12 protein-coding genes are annotated in these 14,349 nt (G+C 68.0%); 7 read left to right on the top strand and 5 right to left on the bottom strand.

Annotated features, from left to right (window positions below; all coding sequences use genetic code 11):
- The first annotated feature begins 44 nt into the window (after positions 1-44).
- Positions 45-1,340 (top strand): O-acetylhomoserine aminocarboxypropyltransferase/cysteine synthase family protein, encoded by a 1,296-nt coding sequence (locus AB4851_RS26290; protein ID WP_414449427.1) that lies wholly within the window; start codon positions 45-47, stop codon positions 1,338-1,340.
- Between the two features lie 99 nt (positions 1,341-1,439).
- On the opposite strand, the gene AB4851_RS26295 is transcribed toward AB4851_RS26290, so the two are convergent.
- Together AB4851_RS26295 and AB4851_RS26300 are read right to left on the bottom strand one after the other, a co-directional pair.
- Entirely contained in the window at positions 1,440-3,524 is a 2,085-nt protein-coding gene (locus tag AB4851_RS26295; protein WP_414449428.1) for an arabinofuranosidase catalytic domain-containing protein, read from the bottom strand.
- A 193-nt stretch (positions 3,525-3,717) separates the two neighbouring features.
- Entirely contained in the window at positions 3,718-3,885 is a 168-nt protein-coding gene (locus AB4851_RS26300; protein WP_414449429.1) for a hypothetical protein, read from the bottom strand.
- A gap of 435 nt (positions 3,886-4,320) precedes the next feature.
- Between AB4851_RS26300 and AB4851_RS26305 the strand changes: the two genes are divergently transcribed.
- Both AB4851_RS26305 and AB4851_RS26310 read left to right on the top strand, forming a co-directional pair.
- Entirely contained in the window at positions 4,321-5,370 is a 1,050-nt protein-coding gene (locus tag AB4851_RS26305) for a LacI family DNA-binding transcriptional regulator (RefSeq protein WP_414451954.1), read from the top strand.
- Positions 5,367-5,666, top strand: coding sequence for a hypothetical protein (locus AB4851_RS26310; protein WP_414449430.1), 300 nt, complete (start codon positions 5,367-5,369; stop codon positions 5,664-5,666). The genes AB4851_RS26305 and AB4851_RS26310 overlap by 4 nt, the downstream gene beginning before the upstream one ends.
- Positions 5,667-5,688: 22 nt before the next feature.
- On the opposite strand, the gene AB4851_RS26315 is transcribed toward AB4851_RS26310, so the two are convergent.
- The 3 genes from AB4851_RS26315 to AB4851_RS26325 all read right to left on the bottom strand — a co-directional run bounded on the left by AB4851_RS26315 (position 5,689) and on the right by AB4851_RS26325 (position 8,604).
- Positions 5,689-6,849 (bottom strand): porin, encoded by a 1,161-nt coding sequence (locus AB4851_RS26315; RefSeq protein ID WP_414449431.1) that lies wholly within the window; start codon positions 6,847-6,849, stop codon positions 5,689-5,691.
- Positions 6,850-6,990: 141 nt separating this feature from the next.
- On the bottom strand, positions 6,991-7,935 hold the full coding sequence (locus AB4851_RS26320; protein ID WP_414449432.1) for a 2-hydroxyacid dehydrogenase: 945 nt from the start codon (positions 7,933-7,935) through the stop codon (positions 6,991-6,993).
- Positions 7,936-8,013: 78 nt separating this feature from the next.
- Positions 8,014-8,604, bottom strand: a complete 591-nt coding sequence (locus AB4851_RS26325; RefSeq protein WP_414449433.1) for an amino acid synthesis family protein — start codon at positions 8,602-8,604, stop codon at positions 8,014-8,016.
- Positions 8,605-8,746: 142 nt separating this feature from the next.
- Here AB4851_RS26325 and AB4851_RS26330 point away from each other — a divergent pair, with 142 nt between their 5' ends.
- The 4 genes from AB4851_RS26330 (at position 8,747) to AB4851_RS26345 (ending at position 14,347) form a co-directional block, all read left to right on the top strand.
- The gene (locus AB4851_RS26330; protein ID WP_414449434.1) at positions 8,747-10,582 is read left to right on the top strand and encodes a helix-turn-helix domain-containing protein; all 1,836 of its coding nucleotides are present in this window, start codon (positions 8,747-8,749) and stop codon (positions 10,580-10,582) included.
- Positions 10,583-10,704: 122 nt separating this feature from the next.
- Positions 10,705-11,688, top strand: coding sequence for a flavin reductase (locus tag AB4851_RS26335; RefSeq protein WP_414445143.1), 984 nt, complete (start codon positions 10,705-10,707; stop codon positions 11,686-11,688).
- A 27-nt stretch (positions 11,689-11,715) separates the two neighbouring features.
- Positions 11,716-13,227: an aldehyde dehydrogenase gene (locus AB4851_RS26340; protein WP_414449435.1), complete on the top strand. Its 1,512-nt coding sequence runs from the start codon at positions 11,716-11,718 to the stop codon at positions 13,225-13,227.
- A 31-nt stretch (positions 13,228-13,258) separates the two neighbouring features.
- Positions 13,259-14,347, top strand: coding sequence for an LLM class flavin-dependent oxidoreductase (locus AB4851_RS26345; RefSeq protein ID WP_414445141.1), 1,089 nt, complete (start codon positions 13,259-13,261; stop codon positions 14,345-14,347).
- Positions 14,348-14,349: the final 2 nt, after the last annotated feature.

The raw sequence follows: 14,349 nt of genomic DNA on the forward strand, positions 1-14,349 counted from the left end.
CCTGGACCGCTACGGGTCCGATGCCGACGATGCGGAGTGGCGACATGACTGAACCGAAACAACCGGCCTGGCGTCTCGAAACGCTGGCCGTGCATGGCGGCTACCGGCCGGACCCGACGACGCGCGCCGTCGCGGTGCCGATCTACCAGACGGTGGCCTATGCGTTCGACGACACGCAGCACGGCGCGGACCTGTTCGACCTCAAGGTGCCCGGCAATATCTACACGCGCATCATGAATCCGACCCAGGACGTGCTGGAGCAGCGCGTGGCCGCGCTCGAAGGCGGCATCGCAGCGCTGGCGCTGGCCTCGGGGCAGGCGGCCGTCACCTATTCGATTCAAACCATCGCCGAGGCGGGCGACAACATCGTGTCGGCCAGCACGCTGTACGGCGGCACCTACAACCTGTTTGCCCACACGCTGCCGCTGTCGGGCATCCAGACCCGCTTCGCCGATCCGCGCGAGCCCGAATCGTTCGCACCGCTGATCGATGCGCGCACCAAGGCGATCTTCGTCGAATCGGTGGGCAACCCGCTCGGCAACCTCATCGACATCGCCAAGCTGGCCGATATCGCGCACCGCCACGGCCTTCCGCTGATCGTCGACAACACGGTGCCCTCGCCGTTCCTGCTGCGGCCGATCGAGCACGGCGCCGACATCGTCGTGCATTCGCTGACGAAATACCTGGGCGGCCACGGCACCAGCATCGGCGGCGCGATCGTCGATTCGGGCCGCTTTCCGTGGGCCGAGCACAAGGCGCGCTACCCGCGCCTGAACGAGCCGGACGTCAGCTATCACGGCGTGGTCTATACCGAGGCGTTCGGGCCGGCCGCCTATATCGGCCGTGCGCGCGTGGTGCCGCTGCGCAACACCGGCGCGGCAATCTCGCCGTTCAACGCGTTCCTGATCCTGCAAGGCATCGAGACGCTGGCGTTGCGCCTCGAACGGATCACCGACAACGCGCTGCGGGTTGCACACTTTCTGAAGCGGCACGCGCGCGTCGAGTGGGTCAACTACGCGGGGCTGCCCGAGCATCCCGATCACGCACTGGCGCAGCGCTACCTGGGCGGGCGCGGGCCGGGCATCCTGACGTTCGGCGTCAAGGGCGGCCGCGCGGCCGGCGCGGCGTTCCAGGATGCGTTGCAACTGTTCACGCGGCTCGTCAATATCGGCGACGCCAAATCGCTCGCCACCCACCCCGCCTCCACCACCCACCGCCAGCTCTCGCCCGACGAGCTGCGCAAGGCCGGCGTCAGCGAGGAAACCGTGCGCCTGTCGATCGGCATCGAGCACATCGACGACCTGCTCGCCGATCTCGATCAGGCGCTGGCGCACGCCTGAGCGCACGCAATACGGACCCCGAAACGATCGGGCCGCCACCTTCGACGGTGGCGGCCCGATCGGCTGCCTGATCGACTGCCTGAGCGGTACGCCGCGCGATCAGTTGCTCGCGATCGACAGGCTCGGGCAGTAGTGCGTGGCCGACAGATCGTCGTTGACGTTCTGGTTGCCGCGTGCGCCCGATGCGTTGGACGTGCGCGGATCGAGGAACAGATGCGCGTTCGACGAACCGGCCGGCGCGGTGAACGTCATGCTGACCTTCCACCAGTTGCCGACCTTGGTGGCCGCCAGCTGGGTGTTCGGCGAGCCCCACGAGCCGGGCACCACGGTGCCGTTATTGGTGTTCACGACGGTGGCGAACTCCGTGCCGCTGCTGTCGTCGGTCTGCACCGAGAACGCCGGGAAGATCGTCTCGCCCGAGGTGGCCGGCAGGTAGTCGCTGAACGTGTAGCGCTGGCCGCCCTGCACCTTGACCCACTGGTTGATCTGCGCGAACGGGCTGCCGCTCGCGTTGCCGATCACCGCCGCGTGATTGGTGCTGCCGGAAATATCGGTGGTCAGGCCGATCACCGAGCCGCCGCTGCCGGTGAACCACGCCGAGGTGCTGGCCAGCGACAGCGGTTGCGTGACGAGGTTGTTGGTCTGGCAGGCGGCGGCCGTGGTGTCGACCGACGGGCCGTAGAAGCCCTGGATGCTGGTCTGCACCGCGTCGTCCGCCTTGTCCGAACTCATCTTCGTGACGATCGCGCCTTCATAGAACGTGATCGGCGCATCGGAGGCGTCGCCGCCCTCGCCCAGCGACAGCCCGCCTTCCCAACGGCCGATCAGGTGGTGGCCGGTGTCGTTGAAGAAATCCACCGCTTCGGGCGGCACGCCGTCGTACACCGAGGTCAGCGCGCTGGCCGCCGCGTCGCCGCCCTTCACCGAGAAGCGGTTGGCCTGGCCCTGCGGCGAGTATTTCGCCAGCACCGTGACGAAGTCGGCCGTCAGCGGCTGCTTCGGCCCATACAGATAGACGCCCGCCTCGGCATCCACGCCCGGCCAGTTCACGCCGGTGTTGTTCGCCGAATAGGTCGGCCCGCCGTTCTTGTAGCCGGGGCCGTAGCCGAACACGGCCGCATTGCCGCTCGAATACGACAGCCCGAACATCATGCCCTCGATTTGCCCCTTGCTGCCGTTCGCATCCACCAGCACCGAATCGCCCGGGATCGTGCCGCCCGACGGCGCCACCGTGCCGCTGCCCTGGAACTGGCCGCTCGAGTTGTCTTCCATGTTGCCGTAGGTGCCGCAGCAGGCCGAGGTCGAGCCGAACGGCAGCGTCGCGCCGTTGACCATGTATTCGGCGATTTCCGTGTCGCCGATCGACTGGTTGACCGTGCCGATCCGGTTGCGATACGACTGCCGCGCCTGGATGTCGAGCGCCACCGTGGTCCGGCCGCCCGGCAGCGACACGAGCCGGATGGTCGACGGCGATTTGTCGCCCGCGAACGGCAGGTCGTTGCCCACCGTGATCGCCTGATTGGTCGGCGTCGGGTTGTTCAGCAGGCTCGGGAAATTGACCGACGGGCGATGCACCTGCACCGTCAGCTTGGTGCCGTTGGGCAGCGGCAGTTGCGCGAAGCCGGCGGTGACCGGCACGCTCTGGCCGGTGGCGTTGATCGTCAAGGTTTGCGCCTGATTGTTGAGCACGTTCAGCGTGGCCGGCACGTTGCCGTACTTGCCGGACGACTGGAGCGGCGCGACCAGGTCGATCTGGTCGTAGATCAGGTCCACCACGCAGCCGCTCGCGTCGCTGCCGCAGGCCCGCTTGAGCGTGTCGAGGTTGGTCGTGCCGACCAGGTTCGCCGCCACGCCCGAATTGGCCGCGTACGGGAAGATGTTGGTTTGCGCATTGCTGGTGAGATTCAGCACGCGAAACAGCGGGCCAGCATAGCTCTTGGTCAGCAGCCGCGTGACGCTGTGCGCGGCCGAACAGGCCGTGCCGGCCGAGGCCAGCGCGTCGCAAGGCAAGGCCGCGGCGGCGGCCGCGTTACCGGACGTGGCCGCGCCGCTGGTCGAGCTGTCGCTCGGCGGGTTCTGCTTGAGGGACTGCGACACCCCGCCGTCCGAATCGCCGTTACAGGCGGCCAACGCCAGCGTCATGACCGCCGCCACCGCCAGGCCCAATTCGCTTCGCTTCAACATAACCCTACCCTCCGTCCGATCAAACGTTGTGTATTGATAAGTTTTCCGAAATATTCGATACGCGATGCCACTTCACACACTTGCAAGCACTACTGATGAATTTCCTTCAGGCGGACGACCGGCGCGAGGCGGCACGCCGCCCGGTGCGAACACCAGGGCGAGCGGCGCGATGCACGGCGGCGATCGAATCGGGTCAGTCGATGAAACGGATGCGGGAAGGCAGGAACGCCGGCGGCGTTCCCTTGCTGCGCGCCTGGCCGTCAAGCCCCCTCTCCGGCCGCCGCGCGCTGTGTTCGATGTGTGCTGCCGCCCCGCCTTGCGGCGGCGTGACGGCAGCGTGCCGCTTGCCACGGCTTGTCATCCTTGTCTCCATGTCCGGGCGGTGCCGCGGATCAACGTAGTAGGCGATATGTTCTAGCGATATTTGTTGGTAATAATATTTCCTGATGTGCCGACTTTACGAGTCGGGATAATCCCGTAGTCGCACCTGGCACGACTATCGCCGGCAGCCGCGTTGAAATCGACGACCAAGCATGGCGCGGCGGCGGATTCGTCGTTTCGACGCCACGCCGAGCGGCGGCGGCGACCATGGCTTGTGCGGCTGCGTTACCGTGATGGACGCGTCGGACACGGCCATGCGCTACGCTCGATGCTCGGGGGTATCTATGACTAATAATATTAATTCGTTACGGGGTTCATCGATGATCGTATCGATGCAGCGGCAGCCGTCCGGCTGGCCGCGTTCGTTCATGCCGCACCGGTTCTCATGAAGCGCGCCACGCAACGCCGCCCCACCATGACCGACATCGCCAAGCAGGCCGGCGTGTCGCAATCCACCGTCTCGCTGGTGCTCAACAACGCGGTCGGCACCAAGTTCTCGGACGCCACGCGCGACAAGGTGTTGAAAGTGGCCGCCGCGCTCGGCTATCGCTTCGCGACGCGCGTGCCGGCCATGACGCACGGCGGCGAGCGCGACCTGATCGTCTATCTGGCCGACGAGATTTCCACCAGCCCGCACCCGGTGGTCAGCATCGACGGCGCACGCGACGGCGCGTATGTCGAAGGCAAGATGCTTGCCGTGTACTCGACGCATGGCAATGCCGACATCGAACGCCAGGTGCTCGATGCGGTGCTGGCGTTGCCGAACCTGCTCGGCGTGATCTACGCCACCGTCTACACGCGCCGGGTCACGCTGCCGCCCGCGCTGCTGAACGTGCCGGCCGTGCTGCTCAATTGCACGAGCGCCGATGGCGCGCTGTCGTCGGTGGTGCCGTCGGAAGTGGCGGGCGGCCAACTGGCCACCGATCATCTGTTGCGCGCGGGCCATCGACGGATCGGCTATATCAACGGCGAGCCGTGGCAGGACGCGGCGCGCGATCGCCTGAAGGGCTATCGCACGGCACTGGCCACGGCCGACCTTCCGTACGCGCCGGAACTGGTGCGCGAAGGCGACTGGAGTTCCGGCGCGGGTTTCGAGCAGACGCTGTCGCTGCTGCGCGAGCCGCAGCCGCCCACGGCGATCTTCTGCGCGAACGACCTGATGGCGCTCGGTGCGATCGAGGCCGTCAAGCATCGGGGGCTGCGCGTGCCGGGCGACGTGTCGGTGATCGGCTACGACGACCAGGAAATCGCGCGCCACACGCATCCGCCGCTCTCGACCATCGTGCTGCCGAACTACGAGCTGGGCCGCTGGGCCGTGGACATGCTGATGCAGGAGGAGCAGAACCGTGCGGCCGGCGTGCCGGTGCGGCGGCATGCGGTCAAGCTGGACGGGCCGCTGGTCGAGCGCGGCTCGGTGCGCGATCTCGCCGAGGCGGCGGGCACCGACGGGAGCGCATCGCGGTGAAACGCTATCACCGCATCGCGCAGGCGCTCGGCCTGCTGGCGCAGACAGGCTGGTTGATCGCCTATGGTGTGGTCGATACCCGCGCGGCGCAACACGCCGCGTTCAGCGAGGGCGGCCTGGTCCTTTATTTCGGTGTGCTACTGACGGCCGTGATCAGCCTGCACGGCGGGCTCGTTTCGCTGGCGCTGCTGTTGCGCTCGCCTCGCCCCGACGGCTCGGCCGCCGAGGCGAGATGGGCACTGCTGGCCAGCGCGGCGCTGTGGATCGCGATCGCCGCGTGCCTGAGTCGAAACTGAGCCGGCTCAGGCCGCCCCGCGCTCAGAAGCGGTGAATCATGCCGAGCCGCACCAGCGTCTGGTTCTCGCCCGACGACGCGCCGGCCGAGGCCGGCGTGGTCGCGAAGTCGAATGCCGTGCCGGTGTGCGCGCTGACCACGTGCTGATACATGCCCTGCACGTACAACGCCGTACGCTTGCTGAGGTCGTAGTTCACCATCAGCGAGAACTGATGCCACTTCGGCTGGTACGTGCCGATGTTGGCGCTCAGGCGCGCGTCGGTGAACGTGTACGCGCCGAACAGCCACAGGGCCGGCGTGATCCAGTACTTGCCGTTGACTTCATAGTTGTCGAACTTCCACGATTGCCAGCGCCCGCCTACCGGCTGCGTGGCAGCCGCGGCGATATAGGCGCTGGCGGTCGGGTCGTACACGTCCACATGCGAATACGACACGCCGATCTTCGCGGTGGAGAACGTATAGCTGAGGCCCGCCACGATGTTCTGCTCCGACGAGCCGCTGAACGCCGCGTCGCTGCCCACCGCGCCGTTGGCCGAGCCGGCGGAACCGGCCGCGTCGGTGCGCAGGTAGCCGAGCGCCGCGCTCAGGCCGCCCACGCGATACTGCACGGCCGCGCTGTAGAGCCGGTTGTTCGCAAAGCCCGGATCGTTGCTGAAGCCGTACATCGCCTCGGCCTTCAGGCCGCCGAACGTGGGCGACACATACTTGACCGAGTTGTTCACGCGGAAATCGAAATCGGCGTTGTCGTTGTCGAACGGATGCGAGGCCACGTCGCCGCTCACGCCGCCCGCGCCGGTGTAGCCGCTCCACAGGTCGATCGTCGGGTCGTACTGGCGCCCGAAGCTCACCGTGCCCAATCGTTCGGACTGCAATCCAACCCACGCCTGGCGGCCGAACTCGCGCCCGCCCTGCTTCAGCGCCCCGCTGTTCACGTCGAAGCCGTTCTCGAGCTGGAACACGGCGCGGTAGCCGCCGCCGAGATCCTCGACGCCTTTCAGGCCCCACCGGCTGCCGAACGTGTCGCCGCTCTTCATCTGAAACGTGCCCTTGCCGCGCGCGTTGCTCGTGAAGTTCAGGCCTTCGTCGATGATGCCGTACAGCGTCACGCTGCTTTGCGCGTGCGCCACCGCGGCCGTGCCGCCGAACAACACGGCTGCCGCCGTCCATCGTGCTGCAAATCTCATGATTTCCCCTGGGTGGTGTGGTGTGACATGAAGCGAAACGGAAGCCATCGAAAACATTCGGCAGCACGAATCCGCGCGCTCGATGTAACGGCGCGGAAGTTTCTTGCGGGAACTGCCGGTGAGGCGGGTCTTGCTGCCGGCCTAGTAGCCGCGCGATCGATCGACCGCGTCGGGCATGCGCCCGGTGGCGCGATAGGCGGCCACGTTCGCCGCGACCACGGCGGCCGAAGTGGCCACGTCGGTGGGCGCGGACACATGAGGCAGCACTGTCAGCGCCGGATGCGCCCAGAGCGGCGAGGCGGCCGGCAGCGGTTCGACGTCGAACACGTCGAGCACGGCATGCGACAGGTGGCCCGTGTCGAGCGCGGCGAGCAGGTCGCGCGTCGCCACCACCGGCCCCCGGGAAAAATTGATCAGCGCCGCGCCGCGCTTCATCGCGCCGAGCCGCTCGCGATCGAGCAGGCCGCGCGTGGCGTCGGTCAGCGGCACGAGGCACACGACGATGTCGCTGTCGGCCAGCATCCGCATCAGCCCGTCGGGGCCGTGGCAGGCCTGCACGCCCTCGACCTGCTTCGGCGTGCGGCTCCAGCCGGCCACCCGAAAGCCCGCCTCGATCAGCCGTGCCGCCGCGCACGCGCCGAGCGTGCCGAGCCCGACGATGCCCACCCGCGTATCGGCCGGCTTGCGGTACGGGCGCTGCAGCCAGTCGCGCGCCTGCTGCTGCGCGCGGTAGGCCGGCATGTCGCGTTGCAGGTAATAGGTCCACGCCAGCACGGCCTCGGCCATGGTGCGCGACATCTCCGGATCGACCAGCCGCACCACCGGCGGCGCGCCGGGCGGCAGGCTGGCCACCAGTTGTTCGACGCCGGCCCACAGGCTCTGGATCCAGGCGAGCTTCGGCAGCGCGGCCAGCTCGGCCGGATCGGGGCGCGCGACGATCGCGATGGTGCTGCGCGCGCGCTGCGCCGCGTCCGCCTGCCGGAACGGCACGACGGTTTCGTCCGGCATGGCCGCCGCCAGCGCGGCAAGATATTCGGATTCCTGATCAGCCGGCAGGCGGGTGATCAGCGTGATGACGTCGGACATGGCATCGGAACCGCAAAGTAGGAGGAAACCGCCTGGGGCCGCGTCATCCAATGGCGCGGCCCCGGGCGCGGAGCAGGCTCAGGCCTGCGCTTTCTCTTCGTCCATTTCGGCCATGTCCGTGAAGCGGTCGCCGATGCGCGGGTGCGCGCGGCCGCCGTCGGCCGCGCCGATCGCGATCAGGATTTCGTCGGGCGCGGGCGCGTCGGCAATCTGAAACGTTGCCGTCAGGAAGTGCGAGCGCTGGCCGGTGGCCGATTTGTGGATCATCGGCATCGACAGCATCGCGCCGGGGCCGACGCGCGTGTTCGTGAAGCTCAGGAACGTGGTGCCGTTCACCGCCTCGCGGAACATGTTGCCGAAGCGCAGCGTGTGAATCAGCGCCGAGGCATGCTCGATCTCGCCGTTTACGCCCACCACCGCGGCCTTGCCGTAGGCCTGCACGCGTTCGGCCGGCATCAGCGCCACCAGGCGGCTGGTCAGTTCCTTGCCGAGCGTGGGCGCGAGCCGCAGGATCTCGGGGCGCAGGTCCTCGCAGAAGCCCTTGCCGGCCCACGGGTTGCGCAGCACGGCGGCCACCACCACCGTGGTGATGGGCTGCTCGGCGGGCTTGCCGCCTTCGATCATCAGGGTTTCGACAAACGTGGCGATCTTGCGAACTTCGGTATTCATCTGCGTTCTCCATCGGGTGAGTGACGATGGAGCGAATCCTATGTAGCGTGAAATCGAGCGTCTTCCTCCGATTCAGCGGAAGCCCGACTTTTTTGACACTGCGATAAGTCGTATAGTCCGTCACAACCCAAGGGAGGTCTCGATGCCTGACACGCTGGCGCTGATGTCGTCGCTGCGCGACATTGCGAGCCGAATCAGTACGGATGCCGAAGCGGATGCGCTGCTCAACAGCGTGATCGAGCTGGCATGCCGCCACGGCGGCTGGGACATCGGCGCGATCATGAGCGTCGACAGCGCGCACGGTTACGCGCACGTGATCGCGCGGCGCGATCCCACCCTGCTCAAGAAGCCGCTGGCCGACCGCTGGGAGCTGGCCACCAGCCCGGCGCTGGTGGCGCTGCAACGCAACGAGGCGGTGTATATCCGCGATGCGCTCGAAACCACCGAATTCCTCGGCTACCGGCGCGAGGCGCCCGAGCGCGGCTACCGCACCGTGCTGGTGCTGCCGATGGCGAGCCGCGACATCGAGGGCCGGCCGATGGTGCTGTCGGTGTCGTCGCGGCAGGTGGTGGACCTGCCGCCCGAGCTGCTCGCGTTCATGGAATTCATCGTGCACCTGGGCGCCATCGCAATCGAGCGCGCCCATCAGCAGCGCGCCCAGCGCGCGGCCGCCGAGCGCATGCAGCGGATCGCCGCCGTGCAGGGCGCGATGCTCCAGGAGGTGCTGGCCGGCGGCTCGATGGCCACGCTCACGCGCATGCTGGCCGACCTGCTGGAAGCGCCGCTGCTGGTGATCGATTTCTACGGCGGCGAGATGATGGCCTCGCATTCGCCCGACGCCGCGCTCGACGAAGCCGGCTGGCGCGCGCTGCTCGACGGCGACACCGGCCTGCAGATCCGCGCCGACGTGCAGCAGGCGATCGAGCGGCGCGCGCTGCGGCGCGTGCGCTTCGACCTGCCGTCGGGCGCGGCGCTGCATGCCGACATCGAGCCGCTGCAGGTGGATGGCGAAACGGTGGGCGCGCTGCTCGGTTTCGGTTTCGGCGATCGCGAGCCGGGCGAGCTTGGCGAACTGCGGGCCGTGGCGATCGAAAACGCCAAGTTCGCGATGAGCGTGCAGTTGATGCGCGGCGTGATCCGCTTCCGTTCCGAAAACCGTACGCTGACCGAACTGTTCTTCGAGGTGGTCGAACGCCGCTGGCGCGACGAGCAGGACCTGCTCGCGCGCGCGAGCCGCCTGGGCGTGGCGCTGGCGGCGCCGAGCCGGCTGCTGGTGATCGACTATCCGGCGCGCGACGGCGCGGCGCTCGACCGCTCGCACGAGTGCCACCGGATCGCCACGCTGCTGGCCGCGCAACAGAAACTGACGATCCATCCGGTCACGGTGGGCAGCGGCCTGGTGTGCCTGCTGCCCGAGGCGGCGGCGCGCAGCCCGGCGGCGGTGGCCGCGTTCTCGCGCCAGCTGTGCGCGGCGCTGGTGCCGCTGCTCGGCCGCGAGCCGACGCTGGTGGCGGGCGACCTGGTGGCCGGGCTCGACGCGCTGGCCAACGAATGGGACCGCTGCTGGCGGATGATTCGCGTGGCGCGCGCGTTCGGCAAGACCGGCGTGCTCAGCGTGCCCGACCTCGGCCCGCTGCCGATGCTGATCGGCGCGGCCGATTCGTCGGACGTGCGCGCGTTCATCGCGGGCACGATCGGCCCGGTGGTGGCCTACGACGAGCAGCATCGCGCCTCCTATATCGATACCCTCGCCACCTACATCCGCCACGGCTGCCGCAGCCAGGCCTGCGCCGACGCGATGGGCCTGCACGTCACCACGCTGCGCTACCGGCTCTCGCGCATCGGCGAACTGTTCGGCATCGATGTCGAAACGCCCGAACGGCGCTTCTCGATCGAACTCGCGCTGCAACTGCACCAGTTGCTCGAAGGCGGCCACCCCGCCCGCCTCGCCACCCACGCGGCCCACGAGGCCCATTAGCGCGGCGACGTCCGACAGACCGAAGGGGAATCGGCGCGCCTTCTCCTTCGTTCCGCAGGAAGCCATCCCAATTTCCGCCACATACATTCATCTCAACGCAACACTGTTCGAGGTGAATGGCCATGCAAGCGGCAGTATCCGATATCCGCAACACCCTCGACCCGATCGCGCTGCGCCGCGCGTTCGGGACCTTCGTCACCGGCATCACGGTGCTCACCACGATCGATGCCGAAGGCCGCCCGCGCGGCATGACGGCCAACTCGTTCGCCTCGGTCTCGCTCGATCCGCCGCTGCTGCTGGTGTGCGTCGGCAAGGGCGCGTCGAGCTACCCGGCATTCGCGGCGGCCGAGCGCTTCGCGGTGAACCTGCTCGGCGACGCGCAAACCGATGTATCGAACCTGTTCGCCTCGAAGGCGGCCGACAAGTTCGCCTCGGTCAATCATGACGTGGTGCACACCGGCGCGCCGGTGCTGACCGACTGCATGACGTGGTTCGACTGCACCATGCACGACCGCGTGGATGCCGGCGATCACGTGATCCTGATCGGCCGCGTGCAGGCGTTCGGCACCAGCCCGGCCGCGCCGCTCGGCTTCTGCCGGGGCCGCTACGCGCAGGTCAAGGACCCGCTGCCGGCCGGCTGGCTGTCGTCGAACGACATGATCGTGGGCTATCTGATCGAGGCGCAGGGCGATCTGCTGCTGGTGTCCGACGGCAAGGGCGGCTGGGTGCTGCCCACCGCGCCGCGCCGGCGCGCCAACGGCCGGCTGCCGCTGGCCGGCGGCGGCGAGCTGGCGCTGGTGGCCGACGACACCTTCCTCTATTCCGTGTACGACGTGGACGGCCACGATTCCGGCTACCTGATCTACCGGGCGCGCCTGGCCGAGCCGCGTGGCGCGCTGGCGCTGCCGCCCGGCTTCCGCCTGTTTCCGATGGCGAACCTTCCGTACGACGAAATCGAATCGGTCGAGATGCGCGCCATGCTGCGCCGCTTCGTGCTCGAAACCACCGGCGGCGCCGGCTACTCGATCTATCTGGGCGCCCACGACGGCGGACGCGTCGCGGCCGTGGGCGCCGCTCAACCGTGGGCGGCGCGCGCGCCGCAGTGACGAACCGACAGGACTCCGGAACACTTCATGAATACCACCATCGACACCCTGCAAGGCCGGCGCATCGGCAACTTCATCGACGGACGCTTCGTCGAGCCGGCCAGCGGTGAATACGCCCCGAGCTTCGATCCGACCACGGCCCGCCCGTGGTACGAGTTCGCCCAATCGAACGAAGCCGACGTGGACGCCGCCGTGCGCTCGTCGCGGGCCGCGCTGAAGCACCCGAGCTGGCGCCGCATGACCCAGACCGAGCGCGGCAAGCTGGTGCGCCGGCTCGGCGAGCTGGTGCTCGAGCACGCCGACGAACTGGCGATGATCGAGTGCCGCGACAACGGCAAGCTGCTCAAGGAAATGCGCGTGCAGATGCGCGCCATTCCGGATTCCTACCTGTATTTCGGCGGCATGGCCGACAAGCTGCAGGGCGACACGATTCCGGTCAACAAGCTCGACACGCTGAACTTCAACCTGCGCGAGCCGATCGGCGTGGTCGGCATGATCATCCCGTGGAATTCGCCGCTGATGATGCTGACCGGCACGCTCGCGCCGTGTCTCGCGATCGGCAACACGATCGTCGCCAAGCCGTCCGAGCACGCCACCGCTTCCACGCTGGCGCTGGCCGAACTGGCGATCGAGGCCGGCATTCCGCCGGGCGTGTTCAACGTGGTGACGGGCGACGGCGTGCGCACGGGCGATGCGCTGACGCGCCACCCCGGCATCGCCAAGTACGTGTTCACCGGCAGCACCGTCACCGGCCGCAAGATCGCCGGCAACGCCGCGCAGAACCTGGTGCCGTGCCAGATGGAACTGGGCGGGAAATCGCCGCACGTGGTGTTCGGCGATGTGGATATCGAGCGCGCCGTCAACGGCGTGGTGTCGGGCATCTTCGCGGCGGCGGGCCAGACTTGCGTGGCCGGCTCGCGCTGCTTCGTCGAGGCGTCGATCCACGACCAGTTCGTGGAGGCGCTGGTCGAGCGCACCCGCCGCGTGCGGGTCGGCCACCCGATGCACGACGACACCGACATCGGCCCGCTCGCGCTGGCCTCGCAACTCGACAAGGTGCAGCGCTACGTGGCCTCCGGCATCGAGGAAGGCGCGAAGGTGGCGGCAGGCGGGCGCACGCCGGCCGCCGCCGAGCTGGCCGACGGCTGGTATTTCGAGCCGACCGTGCTCACGAACGCCACCAACCAGATGCGCTTCATGCGCGAGGAAATCTTCGGGCCGGTGGTGGGCGTGGTGCCGTTCTCGACCGAGGACGAACTGATCGGGCTGGCCAACGATTCGGACTACGGCCTCGCCTCCGGCATCTGGACCCGCGACATCGATCGCGCGATGCGCTTCGCGCGCGACATCGACGCCGGCACGGTGTGGATCAACACCTATCGCTCGGCGGCCTACATGTCGTCGAACGGCGGCCTCAAGCACAGCGGCTACGGTCGACGCGGCGGCTTCGAGGTGATGCGCGAGTTCTCGCGCGTGAAGAACGTGGTTCTCGATTACTCCGGCGCGATGCACGACCCGTTCGTGATTCGTCTGCGTTGAACGCGCAACCTTCTTCCGATTTGAGGCAAGCATGAAATTCGCCGTATCGCTCAGCATGGAGCGCTTTTCTCCCGACGATTCGATGTCCGACGCCCGCGCGCAACTGCTCGCGCTGGCGCGCGTGGCCGACGCCGGCGGCTTCGAAACGCTGTGGACCGCCGAGCATCACACCATCGAGTGCACGATCTCGCCGAACCCGTTCACGATCCTGACCTGGCTTGCGCAGCACACCGAACGGATCCGGCTCGGCACCGCGACCCTGGTCGCGCCGTACTGGTCGCCGATCCGGCTGGCCGGCGAAGCCGCCATGTGCGACCACCTGACCAACGGCCGGCTCGAATTCGGCATCGCGCGCGGCGCGTACCAGTACGAGTTCGACCGGATGGCCGGCGGCATGCCGCAGCAGGAAGGCGTGGCCTACATGAAGGAACTGGTGCCGGCCGTGCGCAGCTTGTGGCAAGGCGATTACGAGCACGACGGCCATTACTGGAAATTCCCGCTCGCCACCTCGGTGCCGAAGCCGCTGCAACAGCCGCACCCGCCGATCTGGGTCGCCACGCGCGATCCGGCGAGCTTCGACTGGGCGGTGGGGATCGGCGCGAACATCCTGTCGACGCCGCTGTCCGCGCCGGCCTCGGAGGTGTCGGTGCTCGGCGAGAAATTCCGCAAGGCGGTGGCCGACCATCCCGAGCATCCGCGCCCGCGCTTCATGATGCAGCGCCGCACCTGCGTGTACGACCGCCAGGAAGATTGGGAAACGGCGGTGCGCCACAGCGTGGACTACGGCCGCTACTTCGAGAACCTGATGCAGAATATCGGCACGGTGCGCAACGGCTTTCCGGAAGCGGTGCCGTACGAAACCGTGTCGAACCGCGCCAACTACGATCCGCAGGCGGTGCGCGACAACCTGATGTTCGGCACGCCCGACGAAGTGATCCGCAAGCTGAAGATCTACGAAGATGAAGGCGTCGATCAATTCTGCCTGGGCCTGTCGTTCAACCTGCCGTTCGCACTCCAGATGAAAACGCTGCGCCTGTTCATCGACGAGGTGATGCCGCATTTCACGGCGCGCGAGCCGGCCGCCGGCGCGGCCCTGAGCACCACCGCGGCGGGGGCCTGAGC

It is taken from the genome of Burkholderia sp. 22PA0099 (genome assembly GCF_047497165.1).
Classification (GTDB): domain Bacteria; phylum Pseudomonadota; class Gammaproteobacteria; order Burkholderiales; family Burkholderiaceae; genus Burkholderia.